The sequence below is a fragment of the Muriicola sp. SD30 genome, from assembly GCF_041205185.1.
Lineage (GTDB): Bacteria > Bacteroidota > Bacteroidia > Flavobacteriales > Flavobacteriaceae > Muriicola.
In genome coordinates, this window is the sequence record NZ_JBGEWB010000001.1 from 1,052,371 (window position 1) to 1,066,975 (window position 14,605).

Genomic DNA, 14,605 nt, shown 5'->3' on the forward strand with positions numbered 1-14,605 from the left:
GACCAAAAAGGAGCTCTGTATTATAAGGCTTATGAATTGCATTCTCCCAGAATGGATAGAAAACTATTTGCTCTTGATTTAAATTGTCAAATTTCATTAGAGGTTTCTAAGAGCTTATTATCCAAAAAGTAATCATAACTTTTTTTCTTGAGTACTAAGATCAAAAATATATTGCTTATTTGAATAAGTAGCATAGAAGGGATTTAAAGATTCAATTATTCGTTAAAAACTGGTTTTTCATCTATTAAGTCACTTTGCTACTTAATTTTTAATTTAATTTGCTCTCCGAAGCAAGATGCCCTGAGATAAATTATGCTAAAGCCATTAAATATAATAAATGATTACTGTTTATATTTACTGGTATTTTCCGTAACTTTTGAGAAATGGGATCCTTTTCAATTAGTAGGGACAATTTCGGTTACTTTTATTACAACGATCCTATATTTGGCAAGCTGGGTTCCGTTGATTGGCAGGAATTTTCGCTTTGCACCTTTTAAGAGATTCGTAATTCCTCTCTTATTATTAATTGTAGTTGGATTTATTTGTTCTGCTCTAAACTCTGAATACGTTACCGAACTCAAATATGCTTACAACTATAGAACACTTCTTTTAATAGTGTTAATGACATTTATTGCAGCTCATCTATATTGTAAGCCAAAAACTTCACCTATAGTTTTAAACACCTATGTAGCTAGTATGCTATTGGTTTTTTTATTGGTTTCACTTGGCAACGGTGTCACCTTTGAGAATGGCAGATTATTGTTGTTTGGAGAGAATCCTAATATTATGGGAGCAAAGGCTTCTTTAGCTTTCTTAATTGCTATTTCAAAGTTAATAAATAAGTTTTCAATTAAAAGATTCATAATAATAATTGCAATTTGTATCCCCTTTATTAGCTTAGTCGCCACGTCTGCTTCGCGTGGAGCTTTTGTATCTATGTTTTTGGGACTAACCGTACTTCTCTATTTTCGAGAGATATCGGCTTTCAAAAAATGGGCACTAATTGTTTTTGCAGCACTTGCCTCAGGTATGCTGATAACTTATTTATTAGAAACAAATCCACTTATGGCAGAACGCTTTTTAGCAACAGTTGAAAAGGGTGAGACAGGAAGAAATGTATTATGGGATGCGGCATTTAACATAATTCAGGATAATATTATCATTGGTTCTGGGTTTGAAGGGGTCAGGCCCAGAATGTTTGCTTATTCAGGGATCAATTTGAATCCTCATAACATCTTTCTCTATATATTCATAGCTTGTGGCCTTCCTGGGATAATATTGTTTCTGATTTTTTTATACCGGTTGACCAAACTATTATTAGCTCACTTTAAGCAGGTAGGAGATTCCTTAAATCTTGTAATTTTCGTAATTGTCATCTTTAATATGTCTAAGCAAGGAGGAAGTATAGGAAAAATTTTATTCTGGTTCTTTTTTGCAGTTTTAATAGGATCAACGGCTCAAATAATGTCCAGTGATAAACAAGAAAAACTAGCTCAATGAAAATATTAGTAGTATCCGGTAATTATCCATCCTTAAAAACGCCATCAAGGGGTGTGTTTGTTTACAATTTGATTCAGCAATTTGCTAAGTTGGGTCATACCGTGAACATAATATCTCCTCAGGGTCTTATATCTAATATTTATTTTAATAAGAATAAGGAATACGGGGAAGAACTAGGAACAGTTTACAGGCCAAAATTTTTAAATGCATCCCAGAAATTTATTTTTGGATTTAACACCTACAGAATAGGCGAACTAGGTCAAATTAAAGCGGTAAGGAGAATCGTAAAGAAACATAAGATTGAATTTGATGTAGTGTATGCCCATTTTTTGGCCAGTGCTTTTATTGCGGTCGAGGCCTTATCAGAATATAATAAACCCATATATGCGGCCATTGGAGAGTATAATAATTTAGAGGTAAGAAAGGCTTTTTATTCAAGCGCCTACTTCAGCTCTATTTTGGGAAAAATAAATGGTTTTATAGCCGTTTCTCCTCAAATAAGAGATAGGCTTATTAAATATGGGGTTAAAGAAAATAAGATAATAATCAAGCCAAATGCTGTAAACTTGGATATCTTTTATCCTAGGGACAAACTAAAAATGAGAAGTAAATATGGCCTCCCAAAAGATAAAATATTAGCAATATTTGTTGGCAGGTTCATTGAAAATAAAGGTCCTAAAATGCTGTTAAATGCCACCCAAAATTTGGAAGGATTAGGTCTTATCTTTGTAGGTGGTGGTCCACAAATCCTTGAAGGAAATAATGTCGTATTTAAAGATAGTGTCATATCTGAAAAAGTTCCAGAATTACTATCCGCAGCAGATTTATTTGTTTTGCCAACTTGGCATGAGGGCTCTTGTAATGCAATCGTTGAGGCAATGGCATGTGGATTGCCAATAGTTTCATCAGACATTCCTGAGATACACTTTCAATGCGATCCTTCTTTTTCTATTTTGGTAAATCCCTTGGATATAAAAGCAATAGAAAGTGCTATAAAATCGGTCGTCAATAATGAGGGCAGAAGAGGGGAAATGTCCAAGAACGCCTTGGAATACTCAAAGAATTTTGAAATCAGTGAAAGAGCAATTGGTATACTGAATTTCATTCAAGGTAAGTTAGAAGAATAAAGTAAACCGACAGACCTTGCAAAATTAATATGACTGTATGATGAGCCTTGGCGATAAAATTAAGCATGCAGGTAAGTGGCAGTCAGTTTCAGTCCTTTCCCTAAATGTTTTAAAGATCCTTTACTTTTCCATCATGACCAGGCTTTTACTTAAAGAAGACTATGGTCTTATGGCTATTATTTATGCAATAATAGGCATTGGGAATATTTTTGTACTGGGTGGTATGGGTTCTGCATTGATACAACGAAAGGAAATAAATAATAAACATGCAAATGGTGCCTTGCAAACCAGCCTTTTTATAGGTATCCTCCTATACACTGTTTTATATATTACGGCTCCGCTTATTGCTTCGGCATATAATGACCTTAGGTTAGATAATCTCATTAAAGTATCTTCCTTAAACCTCATATTACTTGCGCTGAGCCATATTTCAATCAATTTGCTTTTTAAATATTACTCCTTTAAAAATGTTGCGATAGTCAATATTATCTCAAATATAATTGGTTATGGTACCGGAGTTTATTTAGCTATGGATGGTAATGGAGTATGGTCTCTTGTTTTTGCAACTCTTATTACCTCCTTATTAAGCTCAATAGCTTTGTTTTATATGGCTCCAATGAAAATAAGCTTGAAGATTCATTATAAAGAAGCCCGTCAGTTGTTTAGTTTTGGTTTTGGTATAGTGTTGTTGACGATTGCTAGTTTTTTATCGAGAAATGGGCTGAATTTGATATTTGGAAAATTCTTTACACAAGATATGCTTGGTGTCTATGAAAGAGCCTCTAGAGTAAAGGAAATACCCAGTGAATTTCTTGCACAGATTATGAACCAAGTTATGTTTCCTGTGATGTCCGAAATCCAGGATGAGAATGAAAGATTGATTAAAATATACAAATTTGGGTTAGGGTTTAGTAACTCGATTATGATTCCCGCAACGGTTTTTTTAGTTTTTTTTTCAGCGGAAATTGTACAAATTCTAATGGGGGCAAATTGGCCAGAAGCTGTTTTACCTCTACAAATTATGTTTCTCATTCTAACCTTCAGTAATGCCGGAAAAACGACCGATGAAGTCATTAAGGCCAAAGGTCTTGTTTATAAAAATGTAACTCGCAAATACATTTTTACGGTTATCATCTTAGTACTTTCTGGTGCTTTGGGTTATTTCTACGGAATCAATGGTGCAGCCATTGGAATTGTTGTAAGCCATTTTATAAACTATTTAATGATGATGGTTTTGGTAAAAAACGTTTTTAAGGGAACTATTGGCGAATATTTTTATCAGCCCCTGGTGGCAGGATTAAGACTGGGACTGTATCTAGGTATATTGATTTTTGCATATAAATATTTGTTTAATTTATTGGGTAAAACTGATGTCACCATGTTTATTGTATTTACGATAGGTTTGTTGATATTATGTGCTGGTTTCTTGAAGTTTAATCCTTCTGTATTTGGGCAATATTTAGGTTTGGCAATTAGAAATACATTGAACAAAGGGTAATATTCCTATTTTAAGAATAAAAAGATTGTAAATATTTTGAATTTTATTTAAGAAGGAACAAACACGAATAAGTAGATGGGTTAGATGCTCAAAAATCAGAGTTCATAATAGATCGTTTCACATCTTCCTGATTGAGTAGTCACGCCACAGAAGTCGAAAGAACTTCGTTTATACACAATAACTATGTTTACTCCTTTACGTATAACGCACTTAGGTTTTTTTATAAATAGTGTTATAAAACCTATAGTAAAACTTCTGAAAATAAAGAATGTAGATTATTTCCTGCAATTCTTGCTTCATAACAGTTGGTCAAAATCTACAATTCATCAGAATGCCTATAATCTGTAGTTTGGATTTCCTAATGGTAATTAGTCTATAGGAAAGACCTAAGAACTATCTTACTTCAATAATGTATGATAGTTTCAAATTAACAATTACTCAGATTTATAACCTACTCTCTCGAGACTTTTTGCTAAAATCATATTATTCCGTCTGGGACACTCCGGGTGCAACTTTCGTTTGCCCCAAATTTCCAATAGTTTTTGTAATATGGAATACCTATAAAAATTTCAAACTCTATAAATTATCATTGACCAGGAATGATATCTCCTTTTCTGCCCATCAGATTTGATTAGCCCCTCCTAAAATCTTAACTGTTTGTTAAAAAACAGTGTAGTTCATCGAATACTTGAAACGGTGAAATCCAAATACTACACTTGCAACGTTAAATAATCAGTGTCAAAAAGGTATTACATCGAAAAAAGGATAAGTTTTGACGATGATTGTTGAAATTTAAATAATTTTAGCGAACCCAAATTTGATTATAATAGGAACTTAATTTATTTATCACATGAAATTTTATCCCCAAAGTCCCCGAGTATTGTTGAGCTTAATTTGCAGTGTACTATTCTTTACTTCTTGTAGTAAGGATTCAGATCTATTGCTCGATACCGTTCTCATAGATCAAGAAATAGAATCAATAGACGATCCTGGTAGTGATGGTTCTGACGGAAGTACAGGACAGGACGGAAGTGCAACAACATTTCCAACTGCTAGAAGTGGTGATGTTTTATTTCTAAATGAAACATTTCAAAACGGGGATAATTGGACTTTAAGAAATGGATCCACTGCAACAGGCGGTATTTTAACCGTCATAGCTGGTAATTCTGAACCAGGTGGAGGAGGTTCTATTACTAATACTGAGGACAACTGGTCTGCCGAGCTTTACAACCTTTTGTCAAACCGTGTTTTTGAGGCAAGACGTTTCAGGTTAACCTTTGATGCAAGACAAACAGTCGGTACAGGACAACTCCAAATAGGTCTAAGATATAATGAAATGGCAACGCCCAACATCACGGGAAGCTTTGAAACATATACTTATGAATTCGACGGCTCACTTGAAAACAATAAAGGCAATGATTTGGTTTTTGGAGGCCGCACGGCAGGTGACACTTGGGAGATACAAAACCTGGTATTAGAAGATATAGGCAATACAAGCGTTAACGCAGAATCGGGATTACCGGGGCCTGTATACTTGTTTACTGACTTTGAAAATGGCACATACCCCTATCAGCAATGGGGGCCCAATGGCTCTCCCGAACCCGAACAAAATCAGTGGGAAATAGACAATGGAACCCCAAGGACAACAGATCATCCCGATTCTCCACTAAAGGCTGGGCGTAATGGTACTGGAAGAGCTTTATGGTTAGGCAATTATAACAGTCCAAATGGTACTGAATATAATAGGAATCAGGTAGGTAAAGACGTCGCTCATCCTTTCGGGGAGTGGTGGTGCGGTTTTTCCTTTTACATACAAAACCCAACTGGTAACAGTAGGCTTTTTTATCAGGCCCGACTTTTGGCCCCCGGTGGGAGTTCAACGGTTAATGCCCTTTCACTTCGTGAAGCGTCAAACGGCACTCAACTGTATTGGAGTCTAGCTGACGATGTAACTAGGGTTGACCAAACCTCAGAGAGTTTAGGAACTTGGAACGGAGCCGGGACAGGGACTTCCTCTGTTTCCTTCGATTATAACCCTCGACAATGGTATGATGTAGTAATACACTTTAAAGGGGCGTTTGGTGCTGATTATACTGGTCCAGACACTCAAGAACTTGGCAGAAATCATTTTGGTTATGACCCAAGGAGTGATGGTTTTATAGAAATATGGGTAAATGGTCAAAAAATTGTAGACCAAACAGGCACAACACTTTACAGGTATGAACGCAGAGGTGGTGAAATAAGGTTAGGAATAACGCCTGTGTTTGGGCCTTATTGGAGTGATGCTTTAATGCCTATTCCAGAAGGAACAAATTATGACATCTTCTTTGATAACATTAAAATGTGGAACGGCCCAGATGGAACTTATCAAGACGTTGACCCGAGTAATTAAGTAAATAATATTTCAGTATAAATAAAATAAAAATCCTGACAAATTTGTCAGGATTTTTATTGTTTTATTATTCTAAAGATTATTAAAGTCTGGCATCTACACGCTCTTTCAAAGCTCCTTTAACATCGTAAAGAATTCCCTTTTCTTTTAGCAGCTCCCTTAACCTCAATTGTAAATATTCTTTATGAGCCACTGCAAGGACTACGGCATCAAAAGGACCCTCAGGTAAATCCCGGGTGGTTGTTAAACCATATTCTTCTTTAACTTCTTTTGGGGAGGCCCAGGGATCATAAATGGTCATATCTGTTCCGTAACTTATTAAGTCTTTAATTAAGTCTACAGCTTTGGTATTTCTAACATCCGGACAGTTTTCCTTAAAGGTTATCCCCAGCACAAGAATCTTAGACCCTTTTACTTTAATGTCCTTTTGCACCATAAGTTTTATTACCTCAGAGGCCACATATTTCCCCATTCCGTCATTCATCCTTCTACCAGTTAAGATGATTTCAGGATGATAGCCATATTGCTGCGCCTTTTGTGCAAGATAATAAGGATCCACTCCAATGCAGTGTCCCCCCACCAGGCCGGGTTTAAAGGGCAGGAAATTCCATTTGGTACCAGCCGCTTCCAGCACTGCGTGGGTGTCTATTCCCATGAGATTAAAGATCTTGGCCAGCTCATTGACAAAGGCAATGTTGATGTCGCGCTGAGAATTTTCAATCACCTTGGCTGCCTCTGCCACCTTTATTGAAGGAGCCATATGAGTGCCTGCGGTAATTACAGAGGCATATAGAGCGTCCACCTTTTTGGCTACTTCAGGCGTGGAGCCCGAGGTCACCTTCAGAATCTTTTCCACAGTATGTTCTTTATCTCCGGGATTAATGCGTTCGGGGGAATACCCGGTGAAAAAATCTTTATTGAATTTAAGCCCGCTATGCTGTTCGAGTACTGGCACACATTCCTCCTCGGTCACCCCTGGGTACACGGTAGATTCATAGATCACGATATCTCCCTTTTTTAACACCTTACCTACGGTCTCACTTGATTTGTACAAGGGTGTCAGAATAGGCCTGTTGGTTTTATCTACCGGCGTGGGTACGGTAATCACATAGTAGTTGCAGTCCCTGAGATCCTCCGGCTGATCTGAGCAATAAAGTCCGATTTCCATCTTGGGGGATTGTTTTAAGACTTTGGCCAGGGTCTCGTTCTCTACTTCCAGAGTGGCATCCACCCCTGATTGCAATTCCTCCACCCTGGATTTGTTGATGTCAAACCCTATTACTGGATATTTGGTGGCAAAAAGTCTGGCCAGAGGCAGTCCTACATACCCTAAACCTATTACTGCTATTTTAGTCATCTAAGTCTTTTTAGTCGGTTTTTTTACCGATCTGATAATATGTAAATCCAATCCTCTTTAAGGATTCGGAATTGTATTGATTTCTTCCGTCAAAGATTAGGGGCTGTTTCAACCGCGCTTTCAGTTCCATAAAGTCAGGAGCTCTGAATTCCTTCCATTCCGTAAGCAGTATCATCGCATCGGCTTTATGCAGCGTATCGTACTTGGAGGAATGGTAGGTGATGCCCGGTACATCCTTAAGGTAGAAATGTTCAGCTTCTTCCATGGCTTTGGGGTCATAGGCCTGAATTTTTGCACCCCTTTTCACCAATTCTTTGATGATATAAATCGATGGTGCCTCCCGCATGTCATCCGTCTGAGGTTTAAAAGCCAACCCCCAGATAGCGAACTTTTTACCCTTTAGATCTTCCCCGAAGTGCTTGATAACTTTCTGAGAGATCACAAGTTTTTGCCGATCATTCACTGCCTCTACAGAGCCAATCAGCTCGGCTTCATATCCGTGCTCCGCAGCGGTACGGTGCAAGGCCCTGACGTCTTTGGGGAAACAGGACCCACCATAGCCGCTACCCGGATAGATGAAGCTATACCCTATCCTGCTGTCTGAACCGATCCCTATGCGCACCTTATTGACATCAGCTCCCACCAGTTCGCATATATTGGCCACTTCGTTCATAAAGGAGATCTTCGTGGCCAGCATGGCATTGGCCACGTATTTGGTCATCTCCGCTGAGCGAACATCCATGGTGATAAGCCTGTCCATGCTGCTCCTGAAAAAAGGGGCGTACAAAGACCTCATTACAGCTGTTGATTCCTCGTGGTCCGATCCCACAACTACCCGGTCCGGTTTCATAAAATCATTGATGGCATCTCCTTCCTTAAGGAATTCCGGGTTGGAAACCACATGAAAATCGAGGTCGACATTCCTGTCTGCGAGAGCTCTGGAGATCGTTTCCCTTACCTTGTCTGCTGTCCCGACCGGAACAGTGGATTTATCGACGATGATCAGGGGATGTTGCATATGAGTGCCAATCTCCTTGGCCACTTGCAGGACGTACTGTAGGTCTGCAGAGCCGTCTTCCCCCATGGGAGTACCCACTGCGATAAAAGCGATCTGGGTTTTTTCGAGGGACGCTTTTAGATCCGTGCTGAAGGAAAGGGTTTTGTTCTCGGTGTTCCGCTTAACCATGGCTTCCAATCCAGGTTCGTAGATCGGGATGATCCCTTCCTTTAATTTTTCGATCTTCCCGGAATCAATATCCACACAGGTTACCATGTTTCCCATTTCTGCGAAACAGGTCCCACTCACTAAACCTACGTACCCGGTGCCTATAACCGTCAATTTCATCTATATTCTATTTTAGATTCTTCCAATACCATTTTACAGCTTCCTGCAATCCGGATTGCATATCAAATTTGGGATCATAACCCAACAGTTTCTTCGCTTTTTCTATGGAAGCCAGAGAATGGGGGACATCTCCTTCACGTTTAGGACCATATTCAGGGTCTACGTTTCCAATAGCAGGGTCAAACCTAGACAAGTACTTTTTCAATAAGACCACCAATTCATTGAGATTGGTCCGTTCCCCGAAAGCGACATTATAAACCGTATTGATTGCATTTTTATCTTTGGTGAGTACGGCCCGAATATTCATTTCAATGACATTATCAACATATGTAAAATCCCTGGAAAACGACCCATCGCCATTGATAATGGGTGATTGATGCTTCATTAGTTGCATTACAAACTTGGGAATAACAGCAGCATACGCCCCATTGGGGTCCTGACGCCTTCCAAATACATTAAAATACCGCAGGCCGATTGTTTCGATACCATAAGTTTTGCTAAAAATTTCAGCATATAGTTCGTTTACATATTTCGTGATAGCATAAGGCGACAAGGGCTTACCGATAACATCTTCCACTTTGGGCAGGCTTTTAGAGTCTCCATAGGTCGAAGAACTAGCAGCGTACACAAAACGCTTAACACCAGCATCCCTTGCAGCTAAAAGCATATTGAGAAACCCCCCAACATTTACTTCGTTACTAGTAATAGGATCTTTAATTGACCGAGGTACTGAACCTAGAGCTGCCTGGTGTAAAACATAATCTACTCCTTCACATGCCTGGAGACAATCATCAATGTTTCGAATATCACCTTCAAGTAATTCGAAGTTTGAGTTGGGAAGTAAATCTTTAATATTATCTTTTTTCCCAGTAGCAAAGTTATCCAGGCAACGAACCCTATTTCCGTTATTAAGTAATACTTCACAAAGGTTGGAACCTATGAATCCAGCTCCCCCGGTGACTAAGAACAAATGATCGGGTTTAAGATTAAATCCTTGTATGGTCATAATTAAAATTGGAGCGTAAATTACATCAAAACGAAAGGAAAAACCTACTTAAATATTCCAAATCTCATTATTTGTCGATTAAGTGCAATAGGAATTATAAACAACAATGCAGGATCCACTAATCAGACCAGTCCGCCTCGTTTCTTTTTCAGTTAAATCTTCACTTTTTTAAATATTGGATAAAGATCTAAAATAAATGACAGAAGAGTTGATTTCTGTGCAAAGTGAAAACAAATTCGATCTGGAAGAATTCTATGATAAATGAAAAAGTTTTGGGGTGATTCTTTAGTTGTATTCAATCGATTCTGTGTTCGGTCCACATATCTTATTGATGAATAAATCCTGTACCAATTCTTCGGTGAACTTTCTTGCCCCGGATTCATTTAGGTGGTCAGCACCAATCCAGTCTTCTTTCGAATCAAAAATTTTCCCGAATACGATCGTGTTATAATCTATCAGAAAACCATTTTTGCTTTCTTTATTTAAAATTTTACAATTGAATTTTTTCGGATGTCGTTCATCTTTGAAACCGGGCATTTCTACAAAAAATACTTGAATGTTGTGATAAGAGCACAATTCAATAAATTCATTAAGCACCTCATTATTCTTATAGAAATCAAGATTAAGTTCATTGTCGTCTCTTAATGAAGTATTATCCGCAACCTTCTTTTTGAACTTCAATTGCCCTTTCAAAAGAAAGGCCTCTCTATGTGGTTTTGATATTAACTTTTTTAGATTATCTACTAGCATCCATTTAAACTTAATCATCGGTAAATCATAAATTCCATAGACTTTGTTTTCTGAGGTAAAATCAACAGCAGGATGTATTTTCTTATCCTTTTTCATAAATGAAGTATACGATGCGTGACCAACGATTACATATTTAGGTTTATAAGAGTATGCCGTTAGATACTCTTTCAATTGAATTAGGCTAGTAGATATTGAGGAGCCGCCCAAAGCGAGATTGTAAGAAGAGAGATTCTTTTTAGACATATAGTCTGTGTCAACACCATCCATGGCCAGGCTATTCCCAAGAATAAGAACATCAAAGCGCGGATTCTCCAAATTCAATGCCTCTATCCTTTTGGCGAAATTCCAATCAACTTTTTGAATTATAAATAAATAGCAAAAATTTAGAGCTAGAAACAAAAATGAAAAAACAGCAGATTTCAGTATAAATTTATACATACTTCAAAATTGAAAATAAATGAATTCTTGATCGCTACCTCCAAGTAAAATAATAATAGTGAATAGCACTAAATATGTTATCCACCTAACCCCCTTATATTTACTCCTCCCTAGTGATTCTATGGCGTATTGGTTTTTTCTTCCTATCCATTCCTGAATTATAAAATAAAATAGTAGAACAAATAGAATTAAGAGTTCAAATGGATCATTAATTGTTGGTTTCGAAAATAAACTACCCGAAAAAACCTCTTTGATGATCTGAAAAGCATGTCCGATATTGTCGGATCTGAAAAATATCCAGGCAAACATTGTCAATCCAAATGTTTTGAGGATAGCTAATGTCTCTCTTAAGCTGGGTAATACATTATTGAGTGCAACGATCTCCAGATGGTTTCTATTATTATTTGATAAAAGAAGAGGCAAAAAATAGATTGCATTTAAAAGGCCCCAAATAATGAAAGTCCAATTCGCACCATGCCAAAATCCACTCACCACAAAAATTATGAATACATTCCTAACTTTTAACGATGTATTGCCTCTGCTACCTCCAAGAGGTATATATAAATAATCTCTAAACCATGTAGAAAGTGAAATGTGCCAACGTCTCCAAAATTCTGCAATATCTCGTGAGAAATAGGGATATGAAAAGTTTCTCATTAAATCGAAGCCAAATAATCTGGCTACACCAATTGCAATATCAGAGTAACCGGAAAAATCCCCATATATCTGAAAGGAGAATAAGAAGACACCTAATAGTAGATCACTTCCATTGAGGGTTGCTGAATTTTCGAAGATTTGGTTGACATATACCGCACAATTATCCGCTATGACAACCTTTTTGAATAATCCCCATAATATTTGCCGCATTCCATCAGCGGCCAGAGAATAATTAAAATCTCTTTTGCCATAAAATTGAGGAAGCAAATGTTTGGCTCGTTCAATAGGACCCGCCACCAACTGTGGAAAGAAACTCACAAAGGCTGCAAAAGAGATAAAATCATTAGTAGGAGCTAATTTCCTTTTGTATACATCTATGGTATAACTCATTGTTTGGAAGGTATAAAAACTGATCCCTACTGGAAGTACTATATTTAAGGAAGAACTCTGGATTTCCCACCCAAAAAATGAGAATGCGGAGACGAAATTTTCTTGAAAAAAATTGAAATACTTAAAGAAGCCTAAAAAGCCAAGGTTTACAAGAATGCTTGTCCATAGAAGAATTTTTCTTTTGGTTAGATTCGTTTCATTATTTAATTTAAGGCCCACCAGGTAATCTACCACGGTGCTAAAAACTATCAAAGACAAAAATCTCCAATCCCACCATCCATAGAATATGTAGCTTGCGATAACTATAAGCAAGTTTTGAAGCTTCAAGTTCTTTTTTGTCACAAACCAATAGAGTACAAATACTATTGGCAGAAAAATGGCAAAATCAATAGAATTAAATAACATGATTATTTATTGCTAGTTGGTCTTTAAATACACGTGTGCCCGGCATGTTGATTCCGTATAGATTTGGAAAGATCACGGATAGCACACTACCGAGTCCTAAAATTAGCATTATCTAGTCATTATTGAGATTGGGCTGGTTGTTTTTCATGAAGTTTCTAATTTTTGGTTGGACTCAAAGATGCGTTAACTTCTATCAATAATCTGAGAAAATGTACAAATAACTTTTTTAATCGATAAAAGGTATTTGATGTGGCCATTGATAAATAGACATTCTTGTAGATCCTTTTCTTAACGGAAATTTCAAGAATGAGGATATTCAAGCGAAAGTGTCTTCCCGAATTTATTTATTATAATATTCTTGGTACCAGTCCACAAATAGTTTTACGCCCTTTTGGATTGTAGTATCCGGTTGGTATCCGAAATCTCTTATCAGGTCATCCACATTCGCCCAGGTTTTTTCCACATCTCCAGGTTGCATAGGAAGCATTTCTTTTTCGGCCTTGATCTGAAGCGTATCCTCGATAGCCGCGATAAAATCCATTAAATTAACCGACTGATTATTCCCTATATTGTATAACTTATAGAGATCCCCTTTTTCCAGACGCAGGCTAACATCTTCTTCTACTACTCTTACAACACCTTCCGTGATATCATCTATATAAGTAAAATCCCGTTCCAGTAGGCCATAGTTAAAGACCTTTATTGGGTTGCCCTTTAAAATAGCCTCAGTAAATAGGAACATGGCCATATCTGGCCTGCCCCAAGGGCCATAGACCGTGAAAAATCGCAAACCAGTTGTAGAAAAACCGAAGAGATGGCTATAAGTATGAGCCATAAGCTCATTGCTTTTTTTGGTAGCTGCGTACAGACTAACCGGCTGATCTACTCTGTCAGTGGTCTCGAAGGGTATTTTTGAATTTTGGCCATAAACACTCGAACTACTGGCGTAGATCAAATGTTTGATTTTAAAATGCCTGCAATTTTCAAGAATGTTTAAAAACCCTACTACATTACTTTCAATGTAAGCCTGAGGATTTTCTATACTGTAACGAACACCGGCCTGGGCAGCCAGATTGCAGACAACATCAAATTTTTCCTTTTCGAAAAGTGCAGAAAGTTCCTCCTGATTCTCAAGATTTAACCTTATGAATGAAAAATTATTTATGGATTGACTGCTGGAAAGTAAATTGAATTTTTCGGCACTGTCTTTTGAAATACCCAGTTCTTTAAGCCTGGCATATTTTAAGAGGGGATCGTAGTAATCATTTATATTGTCTAGGCCAATAACTTTATGCCCCTTAACTGCAAGTAATTTGGCTACAAAAAAACCGATAAAACCGGCTGCACCGGTTACTAAAATTTTCATGCGATTAGAGATTAACACTTTATCAAAAATCCGATAATTATTTGATCAATTAATAAAAATAGGACGATGTTGTATAAACATAGGTTAAAGTGTCCCAAAAAAAAGTGATTGTAAATAGATTGTTCATTTATAAGTGTCATATTTAATTTGTGCAGGATACATATCTCGGGAGATCTAATCGGTAATTAACACTCCTGCTTTCAAATTTTTAATTAGGGAAAACGGTTTATTAAACCGATTTAATCCAAAGTCCTATACTATTTTATTTAAAGCTTCACAAAGCTATTTAGTGATTTGAAAAGAAAGGATAAGTAAATAATTTCAGGATAATTAAGAATTTTTGACATCTGAAGATCCTTTTAATGATAACAAAT

10 protein-coding genes are annotated in these 14,605 nt (G+C 37.1%); 4 read left to right on the forward strand and 6 right to left on the reverse strand.

The window, feature by feature from the left end; all coding sequences use genetic code 11:
• Positions 1 to 312 precede the first annotated feature (312 nt).
• From AB8P51_RS04685 to AB8P51_RS04700, 4 genes are all read left to right on the forward strand, one after another.
• The gene (locus AB8P51_RS04685; protein ID WP_369747595.1) at positions 313 to 1,500 is read left to right on the forward strand and encodes an O-antigen ligase family protein; all 1,188 of its coding nucleotides are present in this window, start codon (positions 313 to 315) and stop codon (positions 1,498 to 1,500) included.
• The gene (locus AB8P51_RS04690; RefSeq protein ID WP_369747596.1) at positions 1,497 to 2,627 is read left to right on the forward strand and encodes a glycosyltransferase family 4 protein; all 1,131 of its coding nucleotides are present in this window, start codon (positions 1,497 to 1,499) and stop codon (positions 2,625 to 2,627) included. Before AB8P51_RS04685 ends, AB8P51_RS04690 begins: the two co-directional genes overlap by 4 nt.
• 37 nt (positions 2,628 to 2,664) lie before the next feature.
• Positions 2,665 to 4,125, forward strand: a complete 1,461-nt coding sequence (locus AB8P51_RS04695; protein WP_369747597.1) for a lipopolysaccharide biosynthesis protein — start codon at positions 2,665 to 2,667, stop codon at positions 4,123 to 4,125.
• Positions 4,126 to 5,065: 940 nt separating this feature from the next.
• On the forward strand, positions 5,066 to 6,517 hold the full coding sequence (locus AB8P51_RS04700; RefSeq protein WP_369747598.1) for a heparin lyase I family protein: 1,452 nt from the start codon (positions 5,066 to 5,068) through the stop codon (positions 6,515 to 6,517).
• A gap of 82 nt (positions 6,518 to 6,599) precedes the next feature.
• Here AB8P51_RS04700 and AB8P51_RS04705 read toward each other — a convergent pair whose 3' ends face one another.
• The 6 genes from AB8P51_RS04705 to AB8P51_RS04730 all read right to left on the reverse strand — a co-directional run bounded on the left by AB8P51_RS04705 (position 6,600) and on the right by AB8P51_RS04730 (position 14,231).
• On the reverse strand, positions 6,600 to 7,874 hold the full coding sequence (locus tag AB8P51_RS04705; RefSeq protein WP_369747599.1) for a nucleotide sugar dehydrogenase: 1,275 nt from the start codon (positions 7,872 to 7,874) through the stop codon (positions 6,600 to 6,602).
• Positions 7,875 to 7,884: 10 nt separating this feature from the next.
• Positions 7,885 to 9,219, reverse strand: coding sequence for a UDP-glucose/GDP-mannose dehydrogenase family protein (locus AB8P51_RS04710; RefSeq protein ID WP_369747600.1), 1,335 nt, complete (start codon positions 9,217 to 9,219; stop codon positions 7,885 to 7,887).
• A gap of 7 nt (positions 9,220 to 9,226) precedes the next feature.
• The gene (locus AB8P51_RS04715; protein WP_369747601.1) at positions 9,227 to 10,225 is read right to left on the reverse strand and encodes an SDR family oxidoreductase; all 999 of its coding nucleotides are present in this window, start codon (positions 10,223 to 10,225) and stop codon (positions 9,227 to 9,229) included.
• 285 nt (positions 10,226 to 10,510) lie between these two features.
• Positions 10,511 to 11,413 (reverse strand): hypothetical protein, encoded by a 903-nt coding sequence (locus tag AB8P51_RS04720; RefSeq protein ID WP_369747602.1) that lies wholly within the window; start codon positions 11,411 to 11,413, stop codon positions 10,511 to 10,513.
• Positions 11,414 to 11,416: 3 nt separating this feature from the next.
• The gene (locus tag AB8P51_RS04725) at positions 11,417 to 12,865 is read right to left on the reverse strand and encodes an MBOAT family protein (RefSeq protein WP_369747603.1); all 1,449 of its coding nucleotides are present in this window, start codon (positions 12,863 to 12,865) and stop codon (positions 11,417 to 11,419) included.
• Between the two features lie 340 nt (positions 12,866 to 13,205).
• Positions 13,206 to 14,231, reverse strand: coding sequence for an NAD-dependent epimerase (locus tag AB8P51_RS04730; protein ID WP_369747604.1), 1,026 nt, complete (start codon positions 14,229 to 14,231; stop codon positions 13,206 to 13,208).
• Between the last annotated feature and the right edge of the window lie 374 nt (positions 14,232 to 14,605).